General features: G+C 38.5%; 11 protein-coding genes and 3 pseudogenes. 11 read left to right on the forward strand and 3 right to left on the reverse strand.

Features of this window, described 5'->3' with window-relative positions; translation table 11 throughout:
* Positions 1-130 precede the first annotated feature (130 nt).
* Entirely contained in the window at positions 131-637 is a 507-nt protein-coding gene (locus tag ACEN2L_RS20240; RefSeq protein WP_441745902.1) for a lecithin retinol acyltransferase family protein, read from the reverse strand.
* A gap of 234 nt (positions 638-871) precedes the next feature.
* Here ACEN2L_RS20240 and ACEN2L_RS20245 point away from each other — a divergent pair, with 234 nt between their 5' ends.
* The 6 genes and pseudogenes from ACEN2L_RS20245 to ACEN2L_RS20270 all read left to right on the forward strand — a co-directional run.
* Complete coding sequence (locus tag ACEN2L_RS20245) at positions 872-2,092, forward strand: pyridoxal phosphate-dependent aminotransferase (protein WP_306023569.1); 1,221 nt, start codon at positions 872-874, stop codon at positions 2,090-2,092.
* A gap of 6 nt (positions 2,093-2,098) precedes the next feature.
* The gene (yfbR, locus tag ACEN2L_RS20250) at positions 2,099-2,707 is read left to right on the forward strand and encodes a 5'-deoxynucleotidase (RefSeq protein ID WP_306023568.1); all 609 of its coding nucleotides are present in this window, start codon (positions 2,099-2,101) and stop codon (positions 2,705-2,707) included.
* A gap of 48 nt (positions 2,708-2,755) precedes the next feature.
* Positions 2,756-4,069, forward strand: coding sequence for an anti-phage deoxyguanosine triphosphatase (locus tag ACEN2L_RS20255; protein ID WP_441745903.1), 1,314 nt, complete (start codon positions 2,756-2,758; stop codon positions 4,067-4,069).
* A 233-nt stretch (positions 4,070-4,302) separates the two neighbouring features.
* Positions 4,303-5,307, forward strand: a complete 1,005-nt coding sequence (gene msrP, locus ACEN2L_RS20260) for a protein-methionine-sulfoxide reductase catalytic subunit MsrP (protein ID WP_441745904.1) — start codon at positions 4,303-4,305, stop codon at positions 5,305-5,307.
* 40 nt (positions 5,308-5,347) lie between these two features.
* Complete coding sequence (gene msrQ / locus ACEN2L_RS20265; protein ID WP_441745905.1) at positions 5,348-5,995, forward strand: protein-methionine-sulfoxide reductase heme-binding subunit MsrQ; 648 nt, start codon at positions 5,348-5,350, stop codon at positions 5,993-5,995.
* 311 nt (positions 5,996-6,306) lie between these two features.
* Positions 6,307-6,486 (forward strand): annotated as a pseudogene (locus tag ACEN2L_RS20270) (IS3 family transposase); the annotation flags it as partial.
* Here the strand turns inward: ACEN2L_RS20270 and ACEN2L_RS20275 are convergent.
* A pseudogene (locus tag ACEN2L_RS20275) lies at positions 6,474-6,575 on the reverse strand (transposase); the annotation flags it as partial. The pseudogenes ACEN2L_RS20270 and ACEN2L_RS20275 overlap by 13 nt on opposite strands.
* Before the next feature lie 184 nt (positions 6,576-6,759).
* Between ACEN2L_RS20275 and ACEN2L_RS20280 the strand changes: the two are divergent.
* From ACEN2L_RS20280 to ACEN2L_RS20300, 5 genes are all read left to right on the forward strand, one after another.
* Positions 6,760-7,005 carry a hypothetical protein gene (locus tag ACEN2L_RS20280; RefSeq protein ID WP_441745906.1) on the forward strand — a complete coding sequence of 82 codons (246 nt, stop codon included), beginning with the start codon at positions 6,760-6,762 and terminating at the stop codon, positions 7,003-7,005.
* 157 nt (positions 7,006-7,162) lie between these two features.
* Complete coding sequence (locus tag ACEN2L_RS20285; RefSeq protein WP_441745907.1) at positions 7,163-8,374, forward strand: lanthionine synthetase C family protein; 1,212 nt, start codon at positions 7,163-7,165, stop codon at positions 8,372-8,374.
* A gap of 36 nt (positions 8,375-8,410) precedes the next feature.
* On the forward strand, positions 8,411-11,542 hold the full coding sequence (locus tag ACEN2L_RS20290; protein WP_441745908.1) for a lantibiotic dehydratase: 3,132 nt from the start codon (positions 8,411-8,413) through the stop codon (positions 11,540-11,542).
* On the forward strand, positions 11,535-12,794 hold the full coding sequence (locus ACEN2L_RS20295) for an HlyD family efflux transporter periplasmic adaptor subunit (RefSeq protein ID WP_441745909.1): 1,260 nt from the start codon (positions 11,535-11,537) through the stop codon (positions 12,792-12,794). Before ACEN2L_RS20290 ends, ACEN2L_RS20295 begins: the two co-directional genes overlap by 8 nt.
* Positions 12,791-14,890 carry a peptidase domain-containing ABC transporter gene (locus ACEN2L_RS20300; RefSeq protein ID WP_441745910.1) on the forward strand — a complete coding sequence of 700 codons (2,100 nt, stop codon included), beginning with the start codon at positions 12,791-12,793 and terminating at the stop codon, positions 14,888-14,890. Before ACEN2L_RS20295 ends, ACEN2L_RS20300 begins: the two co-directional genes overlap by 4 nt.
* A gap of 254 nt (positions 14,891-15,144) precedes the next feature.
* Here ACEN2L_RS20300 and ACEN2L_RS20305 read toward each other — a convergent pair.
* A pseudogene (locus tag ACEN2L_RS20305) lies at positions 15,145-15,951 on the reverse strand (ISNCY family transposase); the annotation flags it as partial.
* Positions 15,952-16,073: the final 122 nt, after the last annotated feature.

Below are 16,073 nucleotides of genomic sequence, written 5' to 3' on the forward strand. Positions count from 1 at the left end.
CTTGACTCCGCTTAGGTATTATTTTTTGTTATCCCTAATAAAGGTTTAAACTACCAATTCATATATATCAAGGTTGTTCTACTATCTTTACGCAAGCAAAGAGAGAAAGATCGTAGTTCTCTATTAATGCTTAAATTTCAGCCTTTTGCCAGTGAATTTCACAATCATAATGCTCAGCTAACAAACTGTTCAGCTCTGAAAAACCAGTGAGTGCTGTGGATTTTCCGCTGACGCAAGACCAAACAAACTTATGGCAGTTATTTCTGATAAGGTCATATTCACAATAGTGAAATAACTTTTCACTGGCCCTTATGGCGACAGTGTCGTCTGTTACCGGCCTATCATTATTATCGCATGCCACGTAAATTTGTTTGCCGCTGCGATTTTGTAAAAACCGCTTTGGTGAAATGCCTCGAATTAAACCATTTCCTTTTAATTCAATTATATTTCCGTCGAGCCAAATACCGCTATGATCAAACACCCCAAAAATACCACAACTGACAATCGCACCATTTTGCGGTTTAACCCATTTTTGGCCATTTTTAGCAAGCGGGTGCGATGAACCTTGCTTGGAATGTTTATTACTTGCTAATACAAGGATAGCACTGGCACCTAATAGCAGTAGAGGAAAAGCCATATGTTACTCCAAAAACGAATCCCTCCTTTGAGTGATACAAACAAACCGTTTTTTTGCCAAGTTATGTTTGTAAGCTTTTGTGAATTTTAAACGCCATTTAAGTAAGCTTGTCTGGTAGCGATTAACCTAATATGCATATATAACAAAAAAGCCTACAGACAAATGAAATAAACACTTAACAGTCATATGGCTAGTGTATTAATCTGTTGTCATCTCAATGAGCCAACTACACCAATGAAAATTATTAATAAATCCAACAAATTAGAAAATGTTTGTTATGACATTCGCGGTCCAATTCTTGACTACGCAAAAAAGATGGAAGATGAAGGGCATCGCATCTTAAAGCTGAACATTGGTAACCCTGCCCCTTTTGGTTTTGATGCACCTGATGACATATTAAAAGATGTGATCCACAACCTCCCCAAGTCACAAGGCTATTCAGACGCAAAAGGCATTTACGCAGCGCGCGTAGCAGTGTTGCAGTATTACCAGCAAAAGAATATTCGTAATATTACGGTAGAAGACATCATAATTGGTAACGGCGTGAGTGAGCTGATTGTGATGGCGATGCAAGGTTTGCTCAACGACAAAGACGAAGTATTGATCCCAAGCCCTGACTACCCTCTTTGGACGGCGGCGGTGAGTTTATCTTCAGGTAAACCTGTGCATTATATATGTGATGAAAGTAATGATTGGCAACCTGATATTGCGGATATTCGCAGTAAAGTGAGCCCAAAAACCAAAGCGATTGTGTTAATCAACCCTAATAACCCCACAGGCGCGGTGTATAGCAAAGAATTGTTACTACAGATTATTGAATTGGCCCGGGAATTTGGCTTTGCCATTATCAGCGATGAAATATACGACAAAATTTTATATGACGATGCCCAGCATCATTGTATCGCTGCGCTAGCCAGTGATGTGTTTTTTATCACTCTAAGTGGTTTGTCTAAAAACTACCGTGTCGCAGGTTTTAGAGCCGGCTGGTTATTGGTAAGCGGTAATAAATTACCAGCGCAAAACTATATAGAGGGTTTGAACATACTGGCCTCAATGCGGATGTGCGCCAACGTGCCTAGTCAACACGCGATACAAACGGCCCTCGGTGGATATCAAAGTATCAATGAGTTAATAATGGAAGGCGGCCGCTTGAAAGTGCAGCGGGATTTATCTTGCGAGTTGATAAATCAAATTGATGGATTGTCGTGTGTGGTGCCTAAAGGTGCACTTTACTGTTTTGTAAAAGTGGATGCTGAAAAATTCAATATCACCAATGACGAACTCATGGTGCTTGATTTATTACGCCAAGAAAAAGTGCTGGTGGTACATGGCAGTGGTTTTAATCTAAAAACAGGCTGCTATTTCAGATTAGTGTTTTTACCTCACGTTGATGTGCTTCGTCCTGCTATTGAACGCATTGGCAATTTTTTCAAACATTACAAACAAGTTGTATAGAGCTTAATGAGTCATAACCCTTTAAAAAGTCATTTTTTTGCGCATTTGTCCCGTATGAAGTTAATTACACGTTGGCCTCTAATGCGCAACGTTCGCTCCGAAAACGTGCAAGAGCACAGTTTACAAGTGGCCATGGTGGCGCATTCCCTAGCGTTGATCCGAAACAAGTATTTTGAGGGCAAGTTAGATCCTTACAAAGTAGCCACCATTGCCATGTTTCATGATGTATCAGAAGTCTTAACGGGTGATTTACCCACACCGGTTAAATATTCAAATCCGGTGATCCGTGAAGAGTATAAAAAGATCGAGAAACTCGCTGAGCAAAAACTGATTAATATGGCCCCTACTGATTTTAAAGACGATTACGCCGCCTTGATTGACCACCATCATCACTCTGAAGACGAAGCCTTTATAGTCAAAGCTGCAGATGTGATCTGTGCCTATTTAAAAACCTTGGAAGAATTATCTGCCGGTAATAAAGAATTTGGTTTAGCAAAAAAACGTTTAGATAAAATTTTAAAAGATTATCGCTCAGACGAAGTGAATTATTTTATGAAAGCTTATGTGCCGAGTTTCAGTTTAAGTTTGGACGAGATAACGCAAGAAGAAATGTAAACTCCTAAGACATGTGCCTGTATCACCAGATAAAAGGAAGCGATAACATTGGACAATGATCAAGACTGGCTAGCTCGATATCAACAGCAAAGCTCGCAGCGAGAGGGTGATCATCGAACCCCTTTTCAACGTGATAAAGCGCGAATCTTACATTCTGCGGCTTTCAGGCGCCTGCAAGCCAAAACCCAAGTATTAGGCGTGGGTATGAGTGACTTTTATCGCACCCGTCTTACCCATTCTCTTGAAGCTTCGCAAATTGGTCAGGGTATTGCCGCTCAATTACGCAGTAAATTTCCCGAGTTAACCTTTGATCTGGGCTTAAACGATACTCTAATTGAAGCCTTGTGTTTATCTCATGATATTGGCCATCCGCCCTTTGGTCACGGGGGTGAAGTTGCCCTGCATTATAAAATGCGTCACCACGGGGGCTTTGAAGGTAACGGCCAAACCTTCAGGATTGTGACCAAATTAGAGCCATACACCGCTGACTCCGGCATGAATCTGAGTCGCCGTACTTTATTGGGTTTAATCAAATACCCAAACTACCTTGATGCGTTAAACAACAAGTCTCTTACCGAAGATGATAAAACTCTGTCTCACCGGCAAATTCAAGCAGCCAATTGGCATCCCCCAAAAGGCTTATATCAATGTGATGCGCCCCTATTTGACTGGGTCACTGCACCCTTGAGCTCGGCCGATAAAAAGCGCTTTATGCTATTTAATCCAGCTGGTACGGCTCATTGTAAAACCCGTTATAAATCCTTTGATTGTTCAATTATGGAATTAGCGGACGATATAGCCTATGGCATTCACGATTTAGAAGATGCCATCGTGATGGGCATTGTTACGCCTTCTGAATTTATGCAAGAGGTAGCAAAGCCCATTACCAACATCGCTGATACTTGGCTAAGTCGTAATATCTTGGGTCTTACCCAAAAACTTTTCAGCCATAAACATCATGAGCGCAAAGACGCCATTGGCGCACTGGTAAATAGTTTTATTACCTGCATCGAAATTGAGGATGTTGAACCGGCCTTTGCTGAGCCACTGTTAAAATACAACGCTGTGTTTCCTGCTCAATATCATCAAGCCCTATCGTTATTCAAAAAATACGTGTTTAACCGCGTGATATTAAAACCGGATATTCAATTGCTTGAATACAAGGGGCAGCAAATTGTGATGGAATTATTTGAAGCATTTTCATCCGATCCTTTACGCCTGCTTCCTGACAATACTCGCGAGCGATATAAAATAGCCTGTGAGCAAAATAATGGTTTTCGCGTCATCGCAGATTATATTTCAGGCATGACAGATGGCTTTGCATCTCGTTTATACAACACCTTGTTTTTGCCGGCTGGGTAATCGTCTTCAACGTGGCTCAGCCCAGTTCCATCGCAACTAAACTATCTAATAGATATTCTGACTATCTGCAGTTGCATGTTAGCGCTAGATTGATCTAAAGACTCTTGGCTTACTTATGAAAGAATCTATCGAGCGTTAAGTCAGCTAAATTATTCTAAGTAAAATAATTGGAAAGATAATTCATCGATAACCTGTCTTTATCTCGGAGTCAGCAACTTATTGGAAACATGACCATGTTAATTAAAACCCCAGCGAAAAGTACGTGCAAAGAACATCAGGTAACTGACGAAACCGTTTACAAACAAAGGCGGCAAATAGTAAAGTCTATGGGATTTTTAGGTGCTGCAAGTTTGCTGCAATCAACACAGGTTAGCGCCTTTAGTTTGTTTGGCGACGATGAGCCAGAAAAATTTGTCACAAGACCATTACGTTTTAGCCCCGCTGACAAGTATCAAAGCAAAGACATCCTTACCCCAGAAGAAAAAGTCATTAGCTACAATAACTTTTATGAGTTTGGTACCGGTAAGGCCGATCCTGCAGAAAACGCGCAAAGCTTTAACGTTAACCCTTGGGATCTGACCATTAACGGTTTGGTGGATAAACCCCTATCCCTTGGTTACGAAGATTTATATAAAAAGCTGACACTTGAAGAACGTATTTATCGCCTACGTTGTGTTGAAGCGTGGTCTATGGTGATACCTTGGGTTGGTTTCTCGCTGGCTGATTTAATTAAACTCGCAAAGCCCCTAAGTAGCGCTAAGTATGTGGCCTTTGAAACTCTGTACGACCCAAAACAAATGCCGGGGCAACGCAACCGTTTTGCTGGTGGTGGCATTGATTATCCTTACGTTGAAGGCCTTACCATTGAAGAAGCTACCCACCCTCTTGCGTTTTTGGCGGTGGGTTTATATGGCAAAACCCTGCCCCCCCAAAATGGAGCTCCAATTCGCTTAGTTGTGCCATGGAAGTATGGTTTCAAGAGTATAAAGTCTATTACCAACATCCGATTAACTGACAAAAAACCACCCACAACTTGGAATATTTTGGCCTCGAACGAATATGGGTTTTATGCCAACGTCAACCCAAAGGTTGATCATCCGAGATGGAGTCAAGCCAGTGAGCGGCGCATTACAAGCGGTGGGCTATTTAATACTAGTCGCATCCCAACACAAATGTTTAATGGCTATGATGAAGTGGCACCGCTGTATGCCAGTTTAGATTTAAAGCGAAATTACTGACGCATGGCCAGTCAATTATCAATACACAGAGAACCTTGTTGTGGCCTTTAGATTAAAACTGATTCACATACTGCTGTTAAAAGTCATCATTCATTTTGCAGCCGTTTTACCGCTGGCCTACACCTTTTACTTAGCCACCATCGATGAACTAGGGGGCGATCCTGTAATGGCGCTGATTCATTTTTGCGGTATCGGCGCGTTTAATTTATTGCTGTTGTCCTTGTTAGTCAGTCCCTTAGCGCAAAAATTAAAACAGGGCTTATTGCTAAGGCTAAGACGACTACTTGGCCTCTACGCTTTTGTTTACGCCTTGTCTCATTTGCTGGTATACGTGGTATTTGAATTGCAATTAGATTGGGGGTTAATCGTTGGCGAGATTATCGAACGGCCCTATATCACCGTAGGTTTTGTGGCATTTTTAATACTAGGCGCCCTTGCTGCTACATCAACCCAAGCCATGCAACGTACACTGAAACGCAATTGGCAAAAATTACATAATTGGGTCTATATCGCCCTGTTACTAATCGCCTTACATTTTATTTGGTCAGTCAAATCTGATATTAACGAACCCCTGTTTTATTGGGCAATGACCTTGGTTTTGTTAACCATGCGTAAGTCAAAGCTGCAACAATGGTGGCTGCGCCGCCAAAAACAAAACTCTGAGGTCAAGCGTCAGCTACAAAAGTAAGGTGCAAGAGTCGTTCGCAAAAATATCCCCTAACGATTCTATGATTATTGCGGTTACAACAAATAGCCCTTGAGCTTATCCACGGCCCAGGGCCTTATTAACGTCTTGAGGTATAAGTGATGGACTTTTCAGATTTTACTAAGCACTTATAAACGCCGAAATGTCGCTTCCGAAAGTTCTAGCAAAAGAGCAGTAGGTAAAAAAGGAATTGAACATTAAATTTCTAATAAGATGCGAAGCCAGTTTCCAAGGTTTCTTGCGAAAAACGGCATTTCTTCCAGTTTTTCATGCCATAAAGGGAAAACATGATACACAATGAGAGTAACGGCTCAGCGGGAGCCAGAACCATTGCCGAGGTTGTGACGCAGCGCGGCACAACTCTCAGTCGATATCGTGCCGGCCGGCTCATGAAACAACTTGAGTTGGTGAGTTGCCAACTTCCGCAACATGCTTACAAAAAGGCGGCAAAAGAGCATGTCGAGATACCCAATCGTTTTGCAACATCTGGCACGGAATGGCCTTTTTCGACTACTTGGCGAACGGCTTCTTGTTTAAATTCATCAGGATATTTTTTATTCATAACACCTTTTACCTTACTTCGGTTTCTAAGTAAAAAGTGTCTACAATGTTAGGGGAGGATCAGTAGCTCATTATTCATTTAAGTTAAAGACACTTTAACTTAATAAAATTTCTTTAAGTTTTGTGAAAAAAGAATTATGGTTAATTTTCTTCCTATTTTGGGGAGATATTAAAAAGGAAATAATATGAAATTTCAAAAGCTAAAGTTGAAAAAGAATAAGGTTATGGAACTCTCATCAGGAGTGGAAACGCTACCACGTGAAGCCACCAATCAGGCGGCAGGTGGTGTAACCACATCAAGAGCTTATTGTGCAACTCTAGGGTGTGGTACTTATACTGAAGTTCCGTGTATGGCAGAAACACTCCAAAGACGTTGCGTTACTGTTGATGGTAATTGCGAAACTGATGTTGTCGCATGCGGAATGGGTTGAGTTAATCAAAATTAGCCACTTAAATTGAAATATTTGAGTTTCCATTTCTAAAAGGGAATACTTTTTGTATGATATTTCGAGTGTGACGCGTTTAATTATATCAAGGCTGATATGAACGCATATCAGCCTATTTCTTGTGGTAAAAACGGGACAACATATGTACTCAAAGGAAGATGTTTTTTCCAAGGATATTGAAGATGTCTTATGTGCAATAACCTCTAAAGTGATAGACGGAAAAGAACTTGTTAACGACATTACTCTTGCAGGTGGGCTATCAGGACTTGTAGTATTTTTATCTAATTTTAACGTTTTTAAAGCATCAACTAATCTAGATAATAAAATTGACCTTATTTTTCAAGAAATTTTTCAAGTGGTACAGACACGTCAATTCCTCCCCTCTTTACATAGTGGTATTAGCGGGATTGGATGGTTAGTTGACTATTTACAATTTAGGAATTCAAAAGACAAAGCTCAAACATTCGAAGATTATAATGAAGAAATTGATTTATACATCTTAAACCTTTTATCTGATGAAAAGTGGCATGGTGAATATGAATTGATGTTGGGTCTTGTAGGTATTGCAGTTTATGGTTTGCAATGCGCCAACATAGCAACTAGAAGACAAATCGCTGAAAAATCAATTATCCATCTATTAAAAATCGCTAAAGAAGATAACAATGGTTGTTATTGGCTTACTGAAAGTTATTCTCGCTACCATAGTAAAAAAGGGGTAGAGCCTGAAATAAACTTAGGATTGGCGCACGGTATGCCTGGAGTTATAGGCTTACTTAGCTATGCCGTAAGGAAAAATGTACTAGTTCCAAACATAACTCCCTATTTATTAAAGGCTTGCGAGTGGACGCTAAAGCAAAAAAACCCCAGTAGTTTAAGTAGTTACTTCCCGTATAAACATAATGCATACTCAACTAGCAGATTAGCATGGTGTTATGGAGACTTATCTACTGCATATGTCCTTTATCGAGCGGGAATGGCAATAAATAATAATTCAATAATGCGCCAAGCGTTATCAATTGGAATACATACTTGCGGAAGAAGAATAGAGGAATCCAGTGTGGTAGATGCGGGATTTTGTCATGGTAGTTCAGGACTCATGTTTATATATTTTCAATTTCATCGATACTCAGATGAAGCATTATTTTCTGAATCGTTTCAATATTGGTTGAAAAAAACCTTAAATTTCGCAAATAGCAATTCTAATTTAACCGGTCTTGACCGCTACAATGGGCATGAAAAAAAATATGATGAATGTTTTGGTTTAGTAGAGGGACTAGCTGGTATTGGCCTTAGTTTATTAGCTGTTACAACTGACTCAGAGCCTGATTGGGCAGATATATTTTTATTAGGATAAGATTAAAAATTGGAAACTTTCACACAAGCCATACGGATGGCAGACTTTTTTGTAATACGCACTGCTGCCCAAAAAATTGAACAATTAAAATGTTTGCAAGGAAAGGACAAGCAATATACCCGAGATATACTTAAAGACTGGCTTAAAGATAAGTTGGTGTCAGAAGCAATATTTTTAGCATCCCCTTCTTTACATGAGCGTTTAACCTATTGGTATGAAAAGCCCGATAGTAAACAAGGTAGAAAAGTAGAATTTGCTTTAATCAAATATTTTATTCGAATGACGTCACGCTCCACTCCTTTCGGATTGTTTGCAGGCATTGGGTTAGGGGGGGTATCTGCTGAAAGCCAGTTGGATTTTTCAATTGGTGAATCTAAAAAGCGAGTCTCTCGCCTTGACATGGGGTTTATTGCTAATCTTCAGAGTTTGATAAGTTCAACCTCCGCTTGTCGCAATGATCTTAAAGTTAAATGTAATCCTAGTCTTTTCCTTGTTGGTGATGATTGGCGTTATATAGAAGAGTACACAAAAAAAGATAATCGTTACTATCGCTTAAGTTCTGCTGAAAATGATCCTTTTTTAAAGTCAGTTATCGAAATGTCTGCTGTACCTGTAGAGCGAGATAGTTTGATTAATAGTCTTTGCCAACTTGATATGAATATTACCGACGAAGAAGCAAATGACTATTTAACGTTGTTAATTGAAGAAAAAATACTAATATATCAGTTAGATATGCCAATAACAGGCAAGAGGATTGACCGAGCTTTTGAGTCGACATTATTAAGTTTGCCAAAGTTAGAACAGCTACCTCAATATCAGCAGGCATTGCAAAAAGTCGATGCCTTAGATAGTGGTTTTGTAAATATATTACAAGATTATTATGAGCTTTTTGAACAGCTACAAAAATTAGTGCCTGACATTAAGATAAATAACATATTGCAAGTAGATTACTTCCATTCATCAAAATCTTTAAGTCTTTCTAAAACGTTTTCGCAGAATCTAATTTATGATCTGGATAAGTTAAATCGACTGTCTACTGGAAACTCTAATTTAGATGGCTTTAAACAACGATTTAATCAACGTTACGGACAAAAAGCAATTCCTCTCAACAAGCTTATGGATGACGAAATTGGATTGGGATTTAGCCAAAACAAAGGATTTGAATCGCCTCTAATTGGTACTGTTCCCTTTTTAAAATCTGGCCCAGAGGAATCAAAGGTTTCAATTAAACAACTAAAGTTGGATCAACTACTACTGGATAAGTTAATAAAAGCCAAGTCTTCTAATGCTATTGAATTCGAGATAAAAGATGATGATCTAATAGAGTTTGGTGAACCGAACCTAGATCGCATTCCTTTTTCCTTTTCCGCGATGATGAGCATATATGCGGAAAATAATGGCTCTCTTGATAAAGGTAATTACAGAATTTCATTACCGAGCTTAAGTGGCCCTTCAGCGGCTAATTTATTAGGCCGATTTTGCCACTTAGATAAAAAACTTGAAACAGATGTCAAAGCATTGCTCAGGCAAGAAGAGTCTTCTTACCCAGACGCTATTCTTGCTGAGATAGTGCATTTTCCTCAAGGGCGTATTGGTAATGTTATTGCTAGACCTCTTTTGCGAGATCATGAAATTCCATTTATGACAGATTCGTCGGCTGATAAAGAATTTCAGATAGATATTAAAGACCTATGGGTTTTTATAGAACAGAACCGAATGGTTTTATGGTCAAAAAGTAAGAATATAGAAATTATCCCGAGGCTGAGCAGTGCTCATAATTTTGCTAATAATAGTTTAGGGTTATATACATTTTTATGCAGCTTACAGCATCAAAATTATTCACTTCCAGGATTTCAATGGAGTAACACATTTGCAAAACAACAATATTTACCAAGGGTGGTTATCGGTAAAATAATTTGCTCTCCTCAGATGTGGAGGATTAAAAGTGATGAGTGGTTGACGTTGAAAGGACTTAAAGAAGTTGACTTCGAAGAAAAAGTTCATAAATTCAAACTAAAATATTCGTTACCAAACTGGATTAGATACAGTGTAGGGGATAATTCATTACAAATTGGATTAGACAACATTTTGTTAGTTGATACTTTCTTAAACGAAATAAAGAAAGGTCAACTTGTGACTGTCTCTGAAGTTTTGTCTGAAACACTTCCAATGGCTGTAAAACATGGGAAAGACCAAATTCAACATGAAATTATTGTCCCCCTGATTAAATCGGGCACTTTTAAAAGTAAATTAAACGCCGAGAGACATTTTTTACCAAAAAGCGTAGTAAAGCCTGAAATTATTCCAGGCAATGAATGGTTAATGCTTAAAATCTATACTGGTAATATAACGGCTGAGCGTATTTTGAAAGAAAAGCTTACTCCAGTTATTAACAAGTTTGTTAAAGAGTCCGCTCCTAAGGAAGTTAATTGGTTTTATATGCGTTATGGTGATCCTGACTGGCATATTCGTTTGCGAATTCATTCTGCTTACGAGAATCTTTACTTAAATATTCAATCTGATCTAAACAAGGTATTGTCGCCACTTTATGAACAAGGTTTGGTTAATAAAATAGAACAGAGTACATATCAGAGAGAAATTGCTCGCTATGGTGGAAGTAAAGGGATCTTGCTTAGTGAAAGATTATTTCAGTATGACAGCGAATGCTGCTTATCTTTAATTAGGATCATAGATGAACAACCTGCTGACATCAGGTGGCAGACGGCTTTAATTGGCTGCCACAAAATGCTAATAGATTTTGGTTTTGATGAAAAGAAAAGGCACAAAATTATTAAGCAACAGCGAGAAGCTTTCGGAGCAGAATTTGGTGATTCTGGGATGTTAAAAAAAGAAATTGGTATTAAATACAGGGTTTATCAAAAGGAATTACAGCTATTAATGTTTTCAGAACAACAGACTGGCGTTTTTCAACGTATTAATAAAGTGATTGATGCTAGAAGTACCAAATTTAATAATGATATCAAAAAATTAAAAAAAGCTTCTGACGATAATATTTTATCTTGCTCCATTGAGGAGATAGTTAAAAGCTATCTACATATGTTTATGAACAGAATTTTTATTAGTAATGCTAGACAGCAAGAGCTATTAATATATGAATTTTTAGACAGGTTATATAAATATTCAATGCATCGTTCTATCAATGTTTAGGAAAGAAGTACTTAAAAAAAATGCCAATTACGAATTTGGTGATGTAATTGTGTTACCAAAAAGTAGCATTTACCTCAGCTGCCTCTTTCTTTTTTTTGTTGTTTGTTCTGCCTTGATTTTCATTTCGCTAAATACCTATGAAAAAAAAGAAAGGGTCACTGGTTACGTATTACCTGATAAGGGAGTTCTTAAAGTTTTTGTTCCTAGAGATGGTTTTATTAAAACTTTAAGCGTTCAGGCTGGACAAAGAGTAAATAAAGGTGACATTTTAGCACTAGTGCAATCGCAGATAGGTGATACTGATGGCCAGTTACAAAGCGACGTAATGTTAAGTGAGTTTTTAAATCAGCTAGGATATTTGAAAAGAGAACTGAGTAATAAAATGGAAACTATAACTATTGAAGAGCGCAGGTTAAAACTTTTCTCTAAAACACTTGCTTCTGAGATATCAATTTTAGAAAACCAGTTGAAAATTGAACTTCAAAAATTAAACTTAGCTAGGGAAGATTTTTTAACAATAGAGGATATTGGGGATAAAGATTATTTTACCAAAGCAGACATTAATCGCAGTCAGCAGGCAAAACTCGCAATTGATGCTGGTGTAGAACAAATTAAGCTACTACTTGTTCAAAAAAATAGCGACTTAGACCAAAACAGGTTGGAGCTCACTCAACTAAAGACTATCTCTAAAGAGAATATGTTGAACTACGACAGACAACATTCATTACTTTCACAGCAAATATCACAAACAAAAAATAATGGACTATATACAATTAAATCGCCTGTTAACGGGACGGTATCATCTCTGCAGGTTCTCGCGGGTAATGGTATAAAGGCGGGTATGCCGTTAGTATCAATACTGCCAACAAACTCATCATTAATTGTGAAGCTAGCTGTATCCAGTCGCTCAATCGGTTTTATTCAAGTAGGGCAAGAAGTGAGGATAAGATATGATGCGTTTCCGTATCAGCGATATGGTTCTTATACTGGGATTGTAGAAAGTATCACTCAGAATGCCCTAACTGATAGTGAGTTAGCTCAGACTCTTGGTACATCAAGTTCCTCATCCGCTGATAATGGAATGACGTACGTTGTAAATGTTTCACTTCCGTCTTCAGGAATCGCTATAAAAAAACGTAAAATTTCTCTACAGCCTGGAATGTCGCTGTCCGCAACAATTATTACCGAAAAGCAATCTTTATTGGAATGGTTGCTTGATCCTCTTTACACAGTAACTAGGCGTAGTTCTTGAATAATATTTTGTCTTCAATTGAGTTTGGTTTCACTAAGAAACTGCCAGTAATCATTCAGACTGAGGTGGCTGAATGTGGTTTGACTTCAATCGCAATGGTTCTGAGCTACCACGGTCATAAAGTTAGTCTGAATAAATTAAGACAACAACATAGCATTTCTCAGCATGGTATTACTTTACTAGGTTTGATGGAATTAGCGGAAAGCCTTGAACTTAGTGCTCGGCCGGTAAAGCTAGAATTAGAATCAATTGGCAACCTTACTTGCCCATGTATATTGCACTGGAATATGGATCATTTCGTTGTTTTACGTAAAGTAACTAGAAAAGGCCTAGAAATTCACGACCCATCTTCAGGCGCCAAATTTATAAGTTTTGATAAAGCAAACGAATTGTTTACTGGGATCGCATTAGAACTTCAGCCTACACAACGTTTTGAGAAGAAAACCGAAATACCAAAAATTTCAATTAGCAGCCTGTGGTCAAATATTATAGGTTTGAAACGTTCACTAATTAATATTTTATTCCTATCTTTCATTATACAAGTCTTTAGTCTGGCTTTGCCTTTTTACAGCCAGTTAATTTTTGACGATGTGTTGGTGAATTCAGATTATGGACTATTGACAGTTCTCGCGTTTGGTTTTTTAGTTATTCAAGTGCTTAAAGCCGCGACAACTTTTATAAGGTCCTATGCAGCACTGCACCTTGGGAGTTTATTAAATTTCCAAATGTCGCTCAATATTTTCAGACATCTAATTCGCTTACCAGCGGATTATTTTTCGAAAAGGCATATCGGGGATATCCTTTCACGATTTAATTCTGCACACCAAATAAGACAGATGATGACTGATGGAGTGGTTACTGTTTTAGTTGATGGAATAATGGCAATTAGCACGTTGATTTTTATGGCGGTATACAGCACAACTTTAACATTAGTGACTGTTTTGACTTTGTTTATTTATCTCATAATTCGTATTGTTTTTTATCAGCTTACTCGGAATCGAATCGAAGAAAGTATCATTGCCAAAGCTGAAGAGAATAGTACTTTTCTTGAAACACTCAGAGCTATCAAAGGCATAAAGACGTTTGGCAAAGAAAGAGATCGAACTAATGTTTGGCAGAATAAGTTAGCAAGCGTTATTAATACTGATATAAAAGTAAGCAAACTTAATATCCATTTTGGTTTTAGTCATGAGCTGCTATTCGGTATAGAGACTGTAGTAGTAATGTTCATTGGAGCAAATTTAATTTTGGATGGGCAATTTTCAGTAGGTATGCTGATTGCGTTCATCGCTTACAAAGGAAATTTTCTACAAAGAGGATATGCTTTAATTGAAATCTATTTGGAGTTCAAGATGTTAAGCCTGTATATGGAGCGATTATCCGATATTGTACTACTTCCCAAAGAGGATGTTGGCCTTCTTAACCCTATAACAGAGTTAAAAGGGGGCATTGAATGTGAAAACGTTTGTTTCAAATATGCTGAAAACGATAAATTAGTTCTGGATAAGGTAAACTTTAAGATTGAGCCAGGTGAATCAGTAGCGATAGTGGGCCCTTCAGGAGGAGGTAAGTCCACACTTTTGCACCTTTTAGTTGGTCTTTATCAACCTACTTCAGGCATCATTAAAGTTGATGGAAAAAAGCTTAATGAGATTGGTATCGCCAATTTTCGCAAATGTATTGCTGTTGTGCATCAAAACGATCAACTATTGTCGGGAACGATCGAGGAAAACATATGTTTTTTTGATTCACAGCCTGATAGGGAGTTTATGAAACATTGTGCCTATTTAGCGGGTATTGCTGAAGATATTCACAACATGCCTATGCGATTCAGAACGCTTATTGGCGATATGGGTTCAGCACTGTCCGGTGGACAAATACAACGAGTAATGCTCGCTAGAGCTCTATATAGAAAACCAAAAATTATAATGTTAGATGAAGCAACAAGTCACTTAGATCTTATCAATGAAAGTGTCGTTAACCAATCAATTAGAGATTTAAAAATTACAAGAATTATCATTGCTCATAGGAAAGAAACTATCACAAGCGCCGATAGGATTATTAGTCTTGTTCATGGCAAAGTTGTTGATTCGTGAATACTTTAGTTATATCCATTGTGAGCTTAAGTTATGGCGACTTTCCATTCAAAACGAGGGTGACACTAAAACAGCCTTTAGTAGCCGCAAAGCTGGGGATACATTAGTTAACCCGCAGCAAGAACCAATGGAAATACTGTTGGATTGGCTGAAAAGATTGACAATAAAATTCAACTAGAAGACCAATAACAAAGTAAAGGACAACCACGGGTTTTATCGTTAAGTGAGCTATTATTATCCCTATCCATTAATTGGAAGACGTTTAAGTAAAATTGTAGCTCGTGCGTCTTGGCGGCAGCAATATTGCTGATGTTATTCAGTCTTAGCTCTGGCACCAATCGGTCTTGGAATGTATCGGACGCGCGTTCCACACGGCCTTTACCTTGCGGTGAGTTAGCAAATATAATTTCTATACCTTATTCCTCGCAGGCCCTCTGCATTTGCGAGAAATTACAACGCTTAGGCCCACCGAAGATACCGGCTCTGTCCACATAAAAGGTTTTAAACACCCCTTTCTTTTCGATACAGTCTCGCATCACTTTTAAGCAACCCACGGTAGTTTCTGAGGGGGAGAACTCAGCGTAAACTTCACTGGTCGCATCATCAATCATGGCAATGAGGCAGTGTTGTTTGTTACCAAACCAGCGATGCGGACTGCCGTCCATTTGCTTCATCAAGCCCGGCACCTGCATACGCTCCCTGCGTTTTCGTGCAACGCCATGTCTGCGCTTGGCCCGCTTCACATGGTGAATGTCATGTGCCCAACCACGCAGTGTCTCTCGCTTTACGACGATGAGTTCATCGGTTTCTAGCTTTTCCGCAAGAAGGTGCAAATTCAAATCAAAATACTTTTCTTTGATTAAGGCCTGCACCGCTTTTTTGATTGAAACGGGTGTTTTATTCGGTGGCGACTTACCGGTATTGCCATGAATAATAAATTGAATACCGACTTGCTGATATCGTTTTATATAGCGTTCAATGGAGCGGCGAGACTTACTGAGTAATTTAGCAGCGTTGGTAATTGTTATCCTGCCTTCAACCACTTTAGCAATAATATTGATCTTCCCCTAACATTGTAGACACTTTTTACTTAGAAACCGAAGTAGGGTAAAAGGTGTTATGAATAAAAAATATCCTGATGAATTTAAACAAGAAGCCGTTCGCCAAGTAGTCGAAAAAGGCC

Source organism: Flavobacterium sp. W21_SRS_FM6 (genome assembly GCF_052119645.1).
In the GTDB taxonomy this organism is placed as follows: Bacteria; Pseudomonadota; Gammaproteobacteria; order Enterobacterales; family Alteromonadaceae; genus Paraglaciecola.

What these genes read in the sequence shown, in the direction of transcription:
- ACEN2L_RS20240 (WP_441745902.1), bottom strand. Translation starts at nt 637, where the DNA reads ATGGCTTTTCCTCTACTGCTATTAGGTGCCAGTGCTATCCTTGTATTA.
- ACEN2L_RS20245 (WP_306023569.1), top strand. Translation starts at nt 872, where the DNA reads ATGAAAATTATTAATAAATCCAACAAATTAGAAAATGTTTGTTATGAC.
- yfbR (WP_306023568.1), top strand. Translation starts at nt 2,099, where the DNA reads ATGAGTCATAACCCTTTAAAAAGTCATTTTTTTGCGCATTTGTCCCGT.
- msrP (WP_441745904.1), top strand. Translation starts at nt 4,303, where the DNA reads ATGTTAATTAAAACCCCAGCGAAAAGTACGTGCAAAGAACATCAGGTA.
- ACEN2L_RS20280 (WP_441745906.1), top strand. Translation starts at nt 6,760, where the DNA reads ATGAAATTTCAAAAGCTAAAGTTGAAAAAGAATAAGGTTATGGAACTC.
- ACEN2L_RS20285 (WP_441745907.1), top strand. Translation starts at nt 7,163, where the DNA reads ATGTACTCAAAGGAAGATGTTTTTTCCAAGGATATTGAAGATGTCTTA.
- ACEN2L_RS20290 (WP_441745908.1), top strand. Translation starts at nt 8,411, where the DNA reads ATGGCAGACTTTTTTGTAATACGCACTGCTGCCCAAAAAATTGAACAA.
- ACEN2L_RS20295 (WP_441745909.1), top strand. Translation starts at nt 11,535, where the DNA reads ATGTTTAGGAAAGAAGTACTTAAAAAAAATGCCAATTACGAATTTGGT.